This window comes from Emticicia sp. BO119 (assembly GCF_013912375.1).
Lineage (GTDB): Bacteria > Bacteroidota > Bacteroidia > Cytophagales > Spirosomataceae > Emticicia.
Map to the genome: position 1 here is coordinate 82,242 of NZ_JACETV010000007.1, position 16,048 is coordinate 98,289.

14 protein-coding genes are annotated in these 16,048 nt (G+C 38.3%); 7 read left to right on the forward strand and 7 right to left on the reverse strand.

What is annotated here, in order from left to right; all coding sequences use genetic code 11:
- Nucleotides 1-55: 55 nt before the first annotated feature.
- A complete protein-coding gene (locus H1R81_RS20770) occupies nucleotides 56-2,233 on the reverse strand; it encodes a TonB-dependent receptor (RefSeq protein ID WP_181842671.1) in 2,178 nt (725 codons plus the stop codon).
- Between the two features lie 185 nt (nucleotides 2,234-2,418).
- Between H1R81_RS20770 and H1R81_RS20775 the strand changes: the two genes are divergently transcribed.
- From H1R81_RS20775 to H1R81_RS20795, 5 genes are all read left to right on the forward strand, one after another.
- Complete coding sequence (locus tag H1R81_RS20775) at nucleotides 2,419-2,940, forward strand: DNA topology modulation protein (RefSeq protein WP_181842672.1); 522 nt, start codon at nucleotides 2,419-2,421, stop codon at nucleotides 2,938-2,940.
- A 239-nt stretch (nucleotides 2,941-3,179) separates the two neighbouring features.
- Nucleotides 3,180-3,557, forward strand: coding sequence for a hypothetical protein (locus tag H1R81_RS20780; protein ID WP_181842673.1), 378 nt, complete (start codon nucleotides 3,180-3,182; stop codon nucleotides 3,555-3,557).
- A gap of 7 nt (nucleotides 3,558-3,564) precedes the next feature.
- Complete coding sequence (locus H1R81_RS20785) at nucleotides 3,565-4,371, forward strand: AraC family transcriptional regulator (RefSeq protein ID WP_181842674.1); 807 nt, start codon at nucleotides 3,565-3,567, stop codon at nucleotides 4,369-4,371.
- Nucleotides 4,372-4,440: 69 nt separating this feature from the next.
- Nucleotides 4,441-5,889: an alpha/beta fold hydrolase gene (locus H1R81_RS20790; protein WP_181842675.1), complete on the forward strand. Its 1,449-nt coding sequence runs from the start codon at nucleotides 4,441-4,443 to the stop codon at nucleotides 5,887-5,889.
- An 82-nt stretch (nucleotides 5,890-5,971) separates the two neighbouring features.
- On the forward strand, nucleotides 5,972-7,366 hold the full coding sequence (locus H1R81_RS20795) for a serine hydrolase domain-containing protein (protein WP_181842676.1): 1,395 nt from the start codon (nucleotides 5,972-5,974) through the stop codon (nucleotides 7,364-7,366).
- A gap of 67 nt (nucleotides 7,367-7,433) precedes the next feature.
- Here the strand turns inward: H1R81_RS20795 and H1R81_RS20800 are convergent, their stop codons facing one another.
- The 3 genes from H1R81_RS20800 to H1R81_RS20810 all read right to left on the reverse strand — a co-directional run bounded on the left by H1R81_RS20800 (nucleotide 7,434) and on the right by H1R81_RS20810 (nucleotide 9,664).
- Nucleotides 7,434-8,114, reverse strand: a complete 681-nt coding sequence (locus H1R81_RS20800) for a carbohydrate-binding family 9-like protein (protein WP_181842677.1) — start codon at nucleotides 8,112-8,114, stop codon at nucleotides 7,434-7,436.
- Between the two features lie 73 nt (nucleotides 8,115-8,187).
- Entirely contained in the window at nucleotides 8,188-8,910 is a 723-nt protein-coding gene (locus tag H1R81_RS20805) for a YebC/PmpR family DNA-binding transcriptional regulator (RefSeq protein ID WP_181842678.1), read from the reverse strand.
- 103 nt (nucleotides 8,911-9,013) lie between these two features.
- Complete coding sequence (locus tag H1R81_RS20810) at nucleotides 9,014-9,664, reverse strand: hypothetical protein (protein ID WP_181842679.1); 651 nt, start codon at nucleotides 9,662-9,664, stop codon at nucleotides 9,014-9,016.
- Nucleotides 9,665-9,825: 161 nt separating this feature from the next.
- Here H1R81_RS20810 and H1R81_RS20815 point away from each other — a divergent pair, with 161 nt between their 5' ends.
- On the forward strand, nucleotides 9,826-11,151 hold the full coding sequence (locus H1R81_RS20815) for a PAS domain-containing sensor histidine kinase (protein ID WP_181842680.1): 1,326 nt from the start codon (nucleotides 9,826-9,828) through the stop codon (nucleotides 11,149-11,151).
- A gap of 77 nt (nucleotides 11,152-11,228) precedes the next feature.
- Here H1R81_RS20815 and rpsB read toward each other — a convergent pair whose 3' ends face one another.
- The 3 genes from rpsB to rplM all read right to left on the reverse strand — a co-directional run bounded on the left by rpsB (nucleotide 11,229) and on the right by rplM (nucleotide 13,102).
- Nucleotides 11,229-12,062, reverse strand: coding sequence for a 30S ribosomal protein S2 (gene rpsB / locus H1R81_RS20820; protein WP_181842681.1), 834 nt, complete (start codon nucleotides 12,060-12,062; stop codon nucleotides 11,229-11,231).
- Between the two features lie 153 nt (nucleotides 12,063-12,215).
- The gene (gene rpsI / locus H1R81_RS20825; protein WP_181842682.1) at nucleotides 12,216-12,602 is read right to left on the reverse strand and encodes a 30S ribosomal protein S9; all 387 of its coding nucleotides are present in this window, start codon (nucleotides 12,600-12,602) and stop codon (nucleotides 12,216-12,218) included.
- Nucleotides 12,603-12,658: 56 nt separating this feature from the next.
- Nucleotides 12,659-13,102, reverse strand: coding sequence for a 50S ribosomal protein L13 (gene rplM / locus H1R81_RS20830; RefSeq protein WP_181842683.1), 444 nt, complete (start codon nucleotides 13,100-13,102; stop codon nucleotides 12,659-12,661).
- A 351-nt stretch (nucleotides 13,103-13,453) separates the two neighbouring features.
- Here rplM and H1R81_RS20835 point away from each other — a divergent pair, with 351 nt between their 5' ends.
- Nucleotides 13,454-15,901 (forward strand): T9SS type A sorting domain-containing protein, encoded by a 2,448-nt coding sequence (locus H1R81_RS20835; RefSeq protein ID WP_181842684.1) that lies wholly within the window; start codon nucleotides 13,454-13,456, stop codon nucleotides 15,899-15,901.
- Nucleotides 15,902-16,048: the final 147 nt, after the last annotated feature.

A 16,048-nucleotide genomic window follows, 5' to 3' on the forward strand; every position in this document is an offset into this window, starting at 1 on the left:
AAGCTTGCCACGGCCTTTCTCGGACGAGTATAGCCGTGACAAGCTCACTCATTCTTTACAAATTATCCAAATCCGCTTCCTTTGGCTTGGTCAATTGTTTTGATAAATTGATAGATATTCCCACAAAGAAAGTCCGGTACATCGGCGGAATCACCTCAAAACGTTGCTTGCCATCAGCCGAATAACGATAACCGAATACATTTTTGCGGGCAAATACGTTATCAAGCGTAGCATAGAATACCACAAAATTGCCTTTGATAGTGCGGATATGGCTGGCTGATAAGCTTACATTCTGATACGGTTTGGTGTATTCTGGTGTAAAGGATGTAGTAGCAAAATCATAGTTCGGGCGTCCGCTTGTATGGGTAAAGGTAACACCTACATTCGTGCCGATTTTCTCAAAGAACTGTTTATATACCACACTCACATTGTATTTGGAAGCAAAGGTGGGGGTAGTTTCTTTCAGATAATTTCTGAACAAACGCTCAGTATCCAAAAACGAATAAGTCAGCCAGAATTCACCGTTTTTAATGCTCTTCTTATCTCTGAAAAACACATCGAAACCTTGTGCATAGCCTTTACCGCTATTATCCGTCGGCCCGGTCGGGAAACGATAGGGGTTCGGGTCATAATAAGTCGAATGTTCAACAACTAAGTCTTTATAATCTTTCTTAAACCCTTCTATTCTGAAAGTGCGGTCGTTTTTAATAATCTGATAGTTCAGAATCAGGTGATTGGCCAATTCATACCCTAATTGCTGATTCAGATACAAATAGTTTTTCTCAGGTGTCTGATAAAACTGCCCTGCCGCTAATGATATCTGACTGTATTGTCCGGTTTTATAAGCTAATGAGATACGGGGTGCAATATTGGCTTTGCTGATTACGCTGGTATATTCGGTTCTCATGCCAAATCTTCCGGCTAATTTTGGTGTCAGATATACCTCTGTTTCTACAAAAGCGGCACTATAATTATCATTTAATCTGAAATTATACTGGTTATAGATATTCCCGACTCTGATAGCATGAAACTCTGCCCCGAATAAAACCGAACTGGCGTTGTTCTTACCGAAAAGCCTTGTCATTACGGCACGTACCTGTGTGCGTTGGTCTAATCTGTCTCCGTTATCATCACTTATCTTTATTTGATCCGTATTATGGCTGTACGATAAGCCTGTCAGCAATATCCATCTTCCTTCATCAAAATTCACCTGATATGTGCCATTCGTAAATACATTCTTGTTCTTTAAATCGAAGCGATAATGTGTACCGACTTCCTCATAAGACGGGAATGACATGGCCGACTGGCTATCTGAATATGTACCATAGAGTTTCAGGCTACTGTTTTTGGTAAGATTTTCAGTAATTGTCAATGAAGTGTTCATACCTTGTGGCGCTTTATCAAACAGGAGATTTGATTTCATCAGATTGAAAAAGGGAGTCAGGTTGGTGTAATAGACCGAGCCGGATATACTTCCTTTGTGTGTATAAGTAGCCCCCATTCCTGCCAGATTAGCCCCGATATTCCAGCCACTCGCATCGTCAGTTTTGTCTCTGGTATTCAGTAGTAATACCGATGAAAGTGCCTGACCATATTGTGCCGAGTAACCACCTGTGCTAAAAGCAGTGCCTTTAAACATAAAGGGGGTGAAACGCCCTCGCTGAGGTACATCAGGCGTACTACTGAAAAACGGATTCTGAACAATCATGCCGTCAATCACCGTTTTGGTTTCGTTGGCAGAGCCACCTCTTACAAATAAACCCTCCTGCTCGCCTACACGTTGTGCCCCCGGTAATAGTTGCATTACGGCTGTAATATCAGCCCCACCACCGGCAGTTGTAACAATATCAAGTGGTTTGAGCATCACCATCTTTTTGCTGTCAGATGCCTCAAATGTACCTGCTGTAATAGTTACGGTGTTCAGCACATTCATGGTCTCCTGCATTTTAATGGTGAGTTCAAGCGTAGCATTATTTAAGGTAATTTTCTGCATATAATTTTCATACCCTACAAAACTGGCAGCAATGGTAGCCGTATCTTTTCTGCTGGTTCTGAAACTGAAATTGCCCTCAGCATCGCTTGAGGCACCATCATAGCTTCCTTTGATGAATACATTGGCACCGGGTAGGGCTTCACCTTTTTTATCTGTTACCCGTCCTTTTATAATGGTTTGGGCGAATAATTGAGGTATCAGAAAAAAAAGGAATAGGATATAAGGTAATAGCTTGTTCATGTGCTGATTCGTTTAAATGATGCCACAAACCTATCCAAATACCGTACTGAGCAGTAACAATTTCCGACGAATACAGATTTTTGCGGAGTAAATCTATGTTACAGAAAGATGGACAAGCCGGATAATTTGATGAAACTTATATGAGAATGCCGTAAATTTGTCTATCGTATTTAATGCTTACACTCATGAAAAGGATTGTTATTGTAGGTTGTGGAGGTGCAGGTAAATCTACTTTAGCACGTCAGCTATCAGAAATCCTGCACTTACCTGTGATTCATTTAGATAAGGAATTCTGGCAACCAGGCTGGGAAATGCGACCTAAAGAAGAAGAGCGGAAGATACTGGAAGAGGTAGCCAGACAAAAAGAATGGATTATTGACGGCAATTATCAAAGTACAATGCAGAGACGTTTTGAAGCGGCTGATACGATTATTTTCTTAGACTTCTCTACCTTAATTTGTTTACGACGCGTAATAAAAAGGTATTTTGAATATCGTGGTACTACCCGCCCTGATATGACAGAGGGGTGCCCTGAAAAATTAGACTGGGAGTTTCTCAGCTGGATTATCGGTTTCAGGCATTCTTACCGTTCGATAATTTTAAAGAAAATAGCACAATATGGCTCTCATAGCAAAGTACTGGTGTTTCAAAGGCCTCAGCAGGTAGGGCAATTTCTGAATGATTTAGAAAAAAACAGTACTATTTAGCAACTTTTTTTGCTTGTAAATATCTAATGTCAGAAAATACGGTTCGCACTTTATTCACTGATACTTTTATCATTCCAACGCCGGATAAAGCTCGACCTTAAAAATCACCATTCATCCAATCTTATTACCATTTGTATAAATTTTGGTAATAACAAGGTACTATGTATAACAATGTATCTTTTATCGCCCTATATTTGTATTGTTGAAACGAATTTAAAACCGTTAAAGCCTTAATAATTATGAAAAAGCTATTTAATTTAGTCCTTATTACTGTAATATCTGTAGGCATTTTCTCTTCATGCGGCCATAGAGGCGATATTTCTATCAAACATAGTGAGACCAATGATTTTTATAAATTCTCGGCTCATTTTCCTAAAGACAGAACTAAAGAGGTACAGCGATATCTGGACAGTAAATTAGAAAACGGCGGAGATTTTTCCTTTGAAAATTCAAGAATAGATGGTACTATTGCCTTGGACAATAAAATGAATTTTTACATAAAGATGTATCCGGGCAATTTGAAAATAGAATTGGATAAATCGAAGAATTCATACGAGAACTATGCCCGTATGAAAAAAATGGGCGAGGAAATGGGAAAAATGCTTGGTAGTAACTAATAGATAAATGGTTGAGATTTTTGATAATATACATAAGATATACCAATATCAGCCTCCGTGTGGAGAGTTGGCAGCGTATATCGAATTTTTTTCAGAATCTTCTCCGCAAGCTACGCGTGAATACATTATTGACCAGCATTTCAATGTCAAACTTTTTCCGAGCTGGACACCCACTTTCTGGTTTAACTTAGGCTCACCGTATCAATTATTGATTGGGAATAAACACTACTCAATTAAGGCCGACGATGATGTCCTGCTTTTAAGAAACTCTATTGTTGAAAGATATAACCTGCCAACCGATCATATTTTTACGGTTAAGTTTTCTCCCGGAGGCTTCGAGGCTGTTTTCGGAATTAAACAAAGCGTTCTTGGAGATAACCTCATTAATCTGGCTACGATTCTACCTCCCCTGTTGATACAACAAATCAAAAGGGTAGATAATTTTGAAGAGCGGGTAAACCTCTTACAGCATTTCTTGCTCGTGCAATGGCAACAACAGATTGCGCAGGCACATCAGTTCAGAACGGTACAAAAAGCTATTGAAGCCTACCATAGGAGCAATATGGAGTATAATACTAACGAAATAGCCAGAGAGGTATTTGCCACTAATAAAACCATCTATCGTTATTTTAATCAGGTAGTAGGTACCACGCCTAAAAACTACTTTTCTACGTTAAGAGTACGCAATGCTTTACTAAATTATGTGACTCAATCAGATTTTAGCCCTTATGATTTTGGCTATTATGACATGAGTCATTTTCATAAAGATGTAGTGAAGTTTACAGGACGAAAATTAATTGATAATCTCGCCTGAATTGTCCATTTTTTACTAAGTTTTGCCTATAAAAGCCCATAGCTTTGCTGAAAAATAAGACTAATATTCATGAAAAAGTTTTCAATCCTCACTTTAGTACTCTTTTCGCTTAATGGAGCATTTGCCCAAAAGAGACCTGCTTATACCCCAAAAATAGAGTCTTGCCCTTGTACCTTTAAGGCTGATAGCAGCCTGAAAACGGTGTGCGGTTATCTGATTGTTCCTGAAAACAGAAATAAGCCAACCGGAAAGACAATCAAACTACCTTTTGCCATTGCCGAAAGTAATAATCCAAACAAAAAGAAAGACCCGGTGCTTTTTACGGGCGGTGGCCCGGGTAGTAGTTCATTGGGGTTTGTTCAGTCTGCTCATCACCGTTCTTTGATTAAAGACCGTGATTTGATTGCCTTTGAACAAAGAGGAACCCACTTTGCTGTACCAAATCTGGATTGTAATGAAATAGGTGAGGCACTAAAAAAAGCCTTTCGGTATAATCTTCCTAAAGACAGTATGATATTGGTAGGAGTTAAGCAATGCAGAGCCAAATTAGTGGCACAAGGTATAGACCTATCGGGCTATAATACTGTTGAAAGTGCAGCAGATATTGAAGATTTACGCAAAGCTTTGAAAATTGATTCCTTAAACCTGTTTGGGATTTCCTATAGCGGTGGGCTTATGCCAACGGTTCTGAAAAATTATCCATCGGGCATCAGGTCCTTAATCTTAGATTCTCCATTACCTGAATTTGTTAATATTGATGAAGAAGAATTAGCTAACTTTAATGAGGCACTGATTACGGTCTTGACTAAATATGAGGCCGATACAATAGCAAAATTGCCGTATGGAAAGTTAAAGGATAATTTCAAGCAATATTTTACGGCTATCACAGGTAAAGACTTTACTATTAAATATCTGCCTAAAGATACAAAAGATAGCCTGACCATCCACTATTCTCAAAGCGAGTTGATTGGGTATCTGGAAGGCACGCTTTTTGATTTCGGACGTTTAAAAGAGATACCCTTTATGGTTTCTGAGATGATACAAGGGCATCATCAGGTATATATGAAAGAGTTTCTGGATGGTATTTTTGGGGGTGGTGGGCCATCGGGGATGCGTTTATCAGTATATTGTTCAGATAAAATGGCTTTTGCACGTGATATTATTATTAAACAGCAATATCAGTTATACCCTTATATGAAAGGTGCTAACTATTATGTAAATGATGTGTATCGGAGTATGTGTGATTGCTGGAAAGTACCGCCTATTGCTGCCGAAACAAAAATGCCGTTTTACTCTAAAGTGCCTGTACTGTTAGGGGCAGGAGATACAGACCCGGCAACGCGACCGATTTATAATGATATGTTCTATCATTTTATGCCTAATAGTCAGCGGGTGCTGTTTAAAGGGCGTTCACATGGACCATTAATCAGACGAGAAGGAGATAGCTTTATTAATCAGTTTCTTAATAATCCGTATAAGAAAGTAGTTTCTACGGATAAAGATATAATTGTTTATTAAGGTTTTTTGAAATGAATGTATAACTTGATTGTCTATTAAAAGACTATGTAATTGTTTGATTTAATAAATTTTAACCAAATAAATGAAAAGTAAAGAAAAAATCCTCATAGCTATTGCTTTTACCTTGTTCACCATCACTCATCTATCAGCTCAAAGTAAACAAGCGAAAGAAATTGATGGGGTGATGCAGACAGCATTTCAATTGGGTATTTTTAATGGAAATGTATTAGTGATTGAAAAAGGTAAAACTGTTTATGAAGCCTCTTTGGGATATACTGATGCCAGTAAAAAGACAAAACTCAATTCATCTTATTTGTTCAACATCGGTTCTATCAGCAAAGAGTTCAATGCAGTAGGTATTATGATGCTGAAAGAGCAAGGGAAATTGAGTTTAGACGATAAAGTATCAAAGTATTTAAGCGATTTACCTGCGTGGTCAGATAAAATAAGTATCAAAAACCTGTTGCAATACAATAGTGGTTTGCCAGACATTAAATGGGCTGTGGTGAAGAATGATACTGATATTTATAATGGTATGAAAAAGATTGATACCCTGCTATTTAAACCCGGTACTAACTATGCGTATAACAATAGCAATGTATTCCTGCAAAGACGTATCATTGAGAAAGTTAGCGGAATGCCCTTTCATACTTTTGTTGAAAAGTATATGCTTCAACCTTGTGGCATGAAATCATCTGTTGTTGACCCTGATATGAGAGGCTCAAACGTAGCTGTTTCATTTAATAATGAGCTGGTGCAATCGCCAAGGCAATATATTTATAATATGACAGGATGGACATCGGTAACCGCACAGGATTTATATACCTGGACACAATGTTTGCATGCTTTCAAATTAATTAATAAAGAGTCTTTCAGAGAAATACTAATGCCTTTTGCCCCAAATAGACAATCAGGTCTGGGTGGTGGAAGTATGGACGGTGATGTTATCAGAGAACATATGCATCATGGCTCAAGTGCTGATTTTGAAGCATATATGTATATCGCCCCGGCAGAAGAGATTAGTGTCATATTGCTGACCAACAATATGAATAATAAAGTGTTTGATATAAAAGACGCCATTTATAATATTCTGAAAGGTAAGCCTTACCGGATGCCAAAAAAATCTTTGTTAGCGGTATTGCGAAAAACGCTGGATACTGATACGATAGATGATATATTGGCGAAATACAATCATTTAAAAGCTACTCAAGCAAAGGATTTCAATTTTGAAAGTGAAGATGATTTGAATATGTTGGGTTATACACTCATGAACAAAAAACGCCTGGATGATGCCATTAAAATATTCGAACTAAACGTAAAACTTTTCCCTCAATCGGGCAATGTTTATGACAGTTTAGGCGAAGCATATCTGAATAAAGGAAATAATGAACTCGCACTATTGAATTATAAAAAGGCCTTGGCATTAGATCCTGCCAATAAGGGTGCGAAGGATATTATTGAGAAATTGGAGAAGTAGTAGTGTTAAATTACTGGGATTTGTAGAGACGTATTGCAATACGTCTCTATAGAAATGGTATGTAATGTTATTTAAAATGCATCTTTCCAAAATGTTCCGGCCGATGAAAGGCAGGCATTTTACCACTCATGGTTGGGCTCCAGCACAGGAAATTACATTCCTTTGGATTACATTTCCAATCTTTGTTTTTGTGTGATTGTAGTGAAACAATGCGGTAGAAATTAACACGGTAATCTTTGGTTTGCTCAGGGCCGATTAATGTCAAGGGTATTTGCAGGGTGCCACTCCAGGTCTGGCCTTCTGTGTGTACCATATGTTTGATGCCAGCATTTTCGTAGCTGATCATATCAGCCGAATTGCCACCCCCATGTCCTTTGGTTGGGTTATGTATTTTGCCTATCCATAGTACATTGTTTGGGTTGATTTCTAACTCTAAATAACGATCAGGTACTTCGGTGCCTTCGGCTATAAACACCTCAAACACTTCCTGATTGTACATTTCTGTATTATGTACTGTGTAGGTATTCTCGTTCCAGTAGGGATTTTGTCTGCATTCAAAATCTACATATAAATATTCCTCATCATATTTCAACTTTACCAGAGTTTCCTGTGGTGCTTGCAAACCATCAGTAGAATGTCTGAAATACTTCTGATCGAGTGATTTCCATTCGTTTTTTGATAGCGAGATTGTATAATCGGATAATGGCATAAGAAAGAACAGGATATAAGGGTACAGGAAATGAAGCATAGTATAGAAGCGAGGTAGATAAAAAAACGTCAGAATCTTTACAGGATTCTGACGAATATAAATGAAAGTGAAATCAGGCGATTATCATATTATGATAGACGTTCTGTACGTCGTCGTCCTCTTCTAATTTTTCTATCAGTTTTTCTACGTCTGCCGCTTCCGCTTCTGAGATAGTCTTCATATCAGTCGGTATTCTCTCGAAATCGGCTTGTAATAGCTCAAAGCCTTTTTCTTCCAGGAATTTCTGAATTGCGCCAAAAGCTGTAAACTCACCGTAGATATTAATCTGATTGGTTTCTTCATCTAAGAACACTTCTTCCGCACCAAAGTCAATCAGTTCAAATTCTAATTCTTCTACATCAATTTTGTCGCTGTTAGCAATTTTAAAAACAGATTTTCTGTCGAATATAAAATCTAACATACCCGATGTCCCCAGGCTACCGCCGCATTTTGAAAAATAACTGCGGATATTGGCTACCGAGCGATTGGTGTTGTCAGTAGTACACTCAACTAAAATCGCAATGCCATGTTGTGCATAGCCCTCATATACCATCTCTTTATAGTCTTCCTGATCTTTAGAGGATGCTTTTTTAATGGCATTTTCAACGTTTGCCTTAGGCATATTGGCTGCCTTGGCATTCTGGATAATCGCTCTAAGACGAGAGTTACTGTGAGGGTCTGGCCCCGCTGCTTTTACAGCAATAACTATATCTTTACCAATACGGGTAAATGTTTTGGCCATTTGCCCCCAACGCTTCATTTTGCGAGCTTTTCTAAATTCAAACGCTCTTCCCATATATATTATAATTTCTATTATTAATAATTATCCGCCTTGTCTTAATCAAGGCAAGGCGGAATTTGAGAGTGCGAAATTAGAAAATTTTACATTAAAAATCCACTTATTTATCTTTATATGGCAAATGTTTAGCCACTTGCGCAATCAACTGGCTCGACATATGGTGTGGTGTATCCATGCGGCTGTTTGGGCGTTGTGATAAATTGGTTTTCCATAATAGTTCGCCGTTAGCCGCATCAAATAAACTGACATTGGTCGATACGCCATCATTGCCCATATAAGAAGGCATCATTGAATAACGGTTCTGGCGAGTGATAGTAATACCCAATTGGCCCCATATAACTGCATCAACTCCTAATAGCCGGGCTAAATGTCCTTTATCCTGTTGACTGATGTCTTCTAATCTGATACCGCTTTCGGCTAATATCTTATTGGTCTGCGTAAAATTCTGAAAGGCTAATTCATATCTGCCTTTTTCTATCTGTTTAGCCGCATAGACAAATAATTCTTTCTGGGTATCCAGACTTGCTTCACGTTCTTGCTGACTGAAAAACTTCTGGGCACGGACATCTGGTTTACGGTTGGCAGGATTCTCAAACTGCACATCAAAAGGCAAAATAGCCACTCGCTGATGGGTACTTTTTACCTTAGCAAAATTGTCTGACAAGAAATCTCTTGAAGCAGAACAGGCCGATAGCACTGCAGCTAAAAGGATTATAGCGATGAAATTTTTATTTGGTTGTTTGGTTATCATTTTATTATTGTTTTAGCTAATATTTAACGAAATTTGAGAAAATTTCTTTTGTATTGTATCACGATTTTTCAAATTGTGGCTTTATTTTAGATAGTTTTATTTTCAAAAAGATTAAAACCCTGGCTTTCTTTTAATTTCAGTTAAACAAGCAATTAAAATTCATGAGGCATTTTGCAATTGGTATTCTCTGGCGTGTGGGTATTATGAGTATAATCCTGATGGGGCTGATTTATTTTTTCTTACAAGGTCAATGGTCGGCTGTGGGCTTGTTTAGCATTTTAGTAGCCCTTATTTTCTTCTGGATTTTCACCTATACAACTTCTATCAATCGTAAATTAGCCCGCTTTTTTGAATCAGTACGATATTCAGATTTCACTGTAAAGTTTCGCTCAGATAATAAATTAGGCAAAAGTTTTGAAGAAGTAAATCAACAGTTTAATGGAGTATTAGAAGCCTTTCGTCAGGCTCGTGCCGAAAAGGAGGCAAATCTACATTACATCAATACTATTGTTCAGCATGTAAACGTAGGGCTTCTCTCTTACGATTCATCGGGTAATATAGAATTAATCAATAATGCTGCTTTTCGCATTCTTAATATTTATCGCCTGCGGAATATCAATGAGCTGTCTAAAACCAGCCATTCGGGTTTATTTGATATTCTGAAAAGTATTTCATCAGGCAGCAAAGCCTTGTATCAGACCTCTAACGAAAAACAGATTTCAATCAATGCGGCTACTGTAAGCCTTCGTGGACGTGTTATTAAGCTTATCTCTTTACAGAATATTCAATCTGAATTACAACAGAAAGAATTGGAAGCCTGGCAAAATCTGACTAAAGTACTACGCCACGAAATTATGAATTCGGTAACACCTATTGTGTCATTAGCAAGTACCATGCGTGAAATTATAGAACTTGACCTTGCTGCAAAAGAAGAGATTCATGAAACCGTAAGCGATTTGAAAGAAGCGCTCTATACCATTGAAAACAGAAGTAAGGGTATCATGAACTTTGTGAATGCTTACCGAGAGTTTACGAGTATTCCGAAACCTAAATTTGAGGAGACGAACTCAAAAGACCTGATAGCACAGGTATTGAATCTGGTTCAACCACAACTGAAAGAAAAGAATGTAGTGCTAAAAACTGATTTCAAAGAAGATTTTGAATTACTGGCTGATACCGAGCAGATAGAAATGGTACTGATTAATATTATCAAAAATGGGGTAGAGGCTGTTGAAAACCGATTAAACCCGCAGATAAGAATCAGAACTTATGAGATAGACGAGCAGCGAATCATTGAGATTGCCGATAATGGAAGTGGTATTGAACCAGAAGCTTTGGAGAAAATCTTTATTCCATTTTACACCACCAAAAAGAAGGGCTCCGGTATCGGCTTAAGTTTATCAAGACAAATAATGCAAATGCATGGCGGGAATCTGAAGGTATCGTCGAAGGTGGGAGAGGGGAGTAAGTTTTTGATTATATTCTGATGATTTGAAATCAGAAAACAAAAAAACACCCCGAAATCAAGTGATTTCGGGGTGTTTTTAGTATCATTAAAAGCAAATTATGCTTCTGTTTCTTTGTCTGCACTTGCTTCAACTGCTGGTGCTTCTTCAGCAACTGGTACTGTTGTAGCTGCTGCCGGAGTTTCGTCTACTGCACGTTTAGCATCTTCTTCTTCCTGAAGTGCAGCGTTATCTTTATCCATTTTACGCTCCATGATACCTTCTTCAATTGCTTTTCCTAATGCAAGGGTTACTAAAGCAACTGATTTGTAAGCATCATCATTAGCCGGGATAGGATACTCAACTGATTCAGGATTTGAGTTAGTATCACACATAGCGATTACCGGGATACCTAATCTGTGAGCTTCAGCTACTGCTAAGTGTTCACGTTTTACGTCAACAACAAATAAAGCAGCCGGAAGTCTTGATAAATCAGCAACACCACCCAATAATCTTTCCAATTTGATACGGTCACGATCAAGCATTAATCGCTCGCGTTTTGCCATATTGCCCGCTGTTGCTTCGTCTTTCAACATACGCTCAATATTCTGCAATTTTTTCAAAGATTTCTTGATAGTAGCAAAGTTTGTCAGCATACCACCTAACCAACGCTCAGTTACGAAAGGCATTTTTAAGCGTTTTGCTTCTTCTGCCACGATTTCCTGTGCTTGTTTTTTGGTAGCAACAAACATGATTTTACGACCAGAGCGAACAATTCCTTTTACTACTTGCTGAGCTTCGTCTAAACAAGCCAAAGTTTTGTTAAGGTCAATGATGTGGATACCGTTTTTCTCCATAAAGATATATGGAGCCATTTTCGGATCCCATTTGCGGGTAAGGTGACCAAAGTGTACACCTGCATCTAAAAGGTCTTTGTACTGTAATTGTGCCATTTTTGATAAAATGAAAAAAGTGTTTGAAAAAAATAAAATACGCAGCACAGCACGTCGGCATCACTGTAAGTGCTGTCTGGACAAAACAATTTACGAATTACACGCAGTTGGCTACAGAATGAGGCAACAACCGAATGTAATTCGTAAAAAATATTAACGTTTCGAGAATTGGAATCTCTTACGAGCTTTACGGCGACCGTATTTTTTACGCTCAACCATACGAGAGTCACGAGTTAAGAAACCTTCTTTTTTCAATGCAGGACGGTTCTCGCCATTTGCTTCAACCAATGCGCGGGCAATTGCCATACGCACGGCTTCGGCTTGTCCGGCAATACCACCACCTTGTACATTTACTTTAAGATCGTACTGACCAGTGGCATTTACCGCAGTAAATGGTTGATTTAATACGATTTGAAGAATTTCAGAAGGAAAATACTCCTTTAATTCACGACCATTCACAGTAACTGCTCCATTTCCCTGTTTCATATAGATACGGGCAACGGCTGTTTTTCTTCTACCTACTGCGTTGATAACTTGCATTATTATATAGGATTTTTGAAAATTTTCTTAAAAAAATAAATTATACCCGTTGATGATTACAGTTCAATTGTTTTTGGCGATTGCGCTGCATGTGGGTGGTTTGGTCCTTCATACACATATAGATTAGTGTACAGACGACGACCTAAACGGCCTTTTGGTAACATACCTTTTACAGCATATTCTACTACACGACGACCATCTTTTGCCATTAACTCACGCGGAGTGGCAAAACGTTGTCCACCAGGGTGGCCAGTATGGCGTGTATAAACTTTGTCGGTCATTTTCTTTCCGGTCAGGCGGATTTTCTCAGCGTTGATAACAATTACGTTATCACCACAGTCCACATGAGGCGTATAGTTTGTTTTGTTTTTACCACGAATGATATTCGCGATCTGGCTGCACAAACGACCCAAAATTTTATCGGTAGCATCTACAACCACCCATTCTTTATTTACGGTTCCGCTATTGGCAGAAATCGTTTTGTAACTTAAATGTTTCACAATTTTAAATTATTAAATGTGTTTGAAAAAAGCTTGTGTCATGGTTGATTTAATCATTGCCCCCAAAAACTACGACCAAATACTATGACTCTTTTTCGTTAATTTTCGAGGTGTTGAAACAACACATAGCAACTCCGGAAACAGTTACTTCTCAAAATTATCAAACCCCCCGAACTAACGGGCTACGCTACGAGGGTGGTATTTTGGGGCTGCAAAATTAGACAATTCCTGATAAAAAAGCAATTGTTTCTATTTTTTTTCTGCTAACTCATTGAAAATTAGTTCTTCTGACAAGAAGAAGCTAATTTTGTAAGATTTTCAGAGTCATGTTATAACCTCCCATAAACAACAATGAGATTAAAACAAATCTTTAGCCTTGCTATTTTTCTGGTGCTTCTCAAACCAGCAATGGCACAATGGAAACTGAATGATACAAATCCTGTGGTACTATGCGATGCCATCAATTTTCAGGATGCCATGTTATATGCCACAGATGAAGAGGCCAATAGCTATTATATATGGACTGACTACCGAACGGATATGCTTGAGATTTATGTGCAGAAGTTTAATAGCAGAGGAGTGGCTCAGTGGCAAAAAAATGGCGTAAGGATCGGAAGAGTATTAGATAAATATGCTGTTATTTACTCACAAAGAGTTATCAGACCCGACGGAGAGGGAGGAGCTTTTATTGGCTGGCATTTATTGCCGGATGTCAATAACCAAAGCAGACGACTGTTTTATGCCCAGCATATCTCAAGAGATGGTAACCTTTTGTGGGGAGATGAGGGTCTGAAAGTAACAGACCGGGAATTGGTGACCTTGCAACCTTATGATGATATTTTTGATATAGTTGACCTGAAAAACAATCAGCTATTGGTGTTTTTTAATCAGTATGATAATAATGTAGGAGTTAATACGGTGTTTACTAAAAAATTAGACTATACAGGTAAGACTATAGAAGAAGAAAAAATATTATATGTTAATAACCGTATTGAAGACAAGGTTATCTACGATACTAAAAACAGTAGATTCCTGACTTTGCAAAAACATAATCAGTTCGATTATGTGTTCCAGACTTTCAATGCAGATAATACTCCTATTATTGCCACTCCGAAAGTAATTTATCAGAATCCTTTTCTGGGTAATTCACGAATAGATTTATTTAAGGTAGATAATGAGGGTAATGCCGTAATTGGTCGTACCTTATCAATTGATGATGGCAGAAAATTTGTAATTGCCAATAAAGTAGATACAGAGGGGAATCCGTTATGGGGGGCAAATGGTGTGAATATGGGCTCTGACCATACTTTTGATATACAGATTGTACCGACAACTGATGGTGGAGGTATTGCTACCTGGCTTGAAACGGCAAACCCCCAGCAACCTTTTCTGATAGCAAAACTGACTGCCAGTGGTAACATTCTCTGGAAAAATGAAGTGTTTGCGCCACGTTCAAATAAACCATATCTATTACCTAATAAATTAGAGTCTGATGGTAAAGACGGGGTCTATACCCTGTGGCTTCAACCTAAAGAAGTAGGGTACGACCTCACTGTTCAACATTTTGATAATAATGGGTCTAAAAGATTCGGAAATGATGGCATCGCTTTTAAAGATTATACTTTCTATGGTGGGGCTCGTCTGATCCCTTATCCAAAAGGCGGGGTGATTGTATTGTGGGGTGCAAATAAGGAGCAGGGAGATGGCATTGGCTATACAGTTGATTTATATACCAATTATATTGGGGAAACCGGCCGGTTTGGTTTAGAAGATTTACCTACGATCGAGATACCACCTGTTCAACCTGATAAATTCTGTGCCGGACAAACTTTCACAGTTAGGTTTCTCAGAGGTGGCCCGGCTTTCAATTTAGACAATACCTTCAAGGTGCTATTGTCAGACAAAGACGGAAATTTCACAAATGCTACCCAGATTGGACAGGATAGCCGAACGACAATTAATGTAGTAACTCCACAGAATTTAGAAAATGGAACTTATCGGATAAAAGTAGTTTCCACCTCCCCTGCTACAGAGAGTGTTAATTATATAGTTGTGCAAATAGATGAAGCAGGAGCACCGATTATTACAGCCGATAAAATGTCAGCCTGTTTGGGTGAAACCTTTAAACTGACAGGTTCAGGCTGTGAGGCCGGAATCATCAAATGGTCTAATAATCAGGAGGGGACAGCTATCTCTGTTACTTTAGATAATTCAACTACATTTACCGCTGCTTGTAATATACAAGGGTGTAAAAACAGTGTAGCTTCCAATGAGGTTTCATTACAGGTAAATAAAGCAACCGCCACTGCTAATAATTCAGGCCCTTATTATACCAATGAATCTATTAAGCTAAGTAGTTCGGGTGGGGTGAAATATGCCTGGACAGGCCCTGCCTCTTTTGTATCTACCGAACAGAATCCTACTATCTCAAATGCTACCTTATCTATGGGGGGTATTTATCGTGTGGTGGTTACAGATATTAATAATTGTACAGCTTCGGCAGAAACGACAGTGCTCATCAATAATCTATTGGGAGTAGAAAGAGAAATAAACATCCGCACTTTCCCTAATCCGACAAGCCATGAAGTGATTGTAGAGTTTTTTGCGCAGGCTAATAACCCGGTAAGTATCTCATTGATTGATATGAAAGGCTCAGTGGCAGGCGAGCGAAAACTCAAAGCAACCGGTGGTTATCAGCAAGAGGTAGTAGATATCCGTTATTTCGCCAGGGGCCAGTATCTGATAAAAGTGAACACTTCACAAAGAGAAGTAGTTAAAAAAATAATTATAGAAAAATAGAGGATTTAATGTCTTGAACTGTGATTTAGCTGATTGAATGATTTCTTTGATTTAATTAAAGCTATAATCTGATAAGTAAAAACCAACATCAGTGCAATCATAAAATCAGGTCAATCAAAGTTCAGAACAAAATCACTCAATAAATTG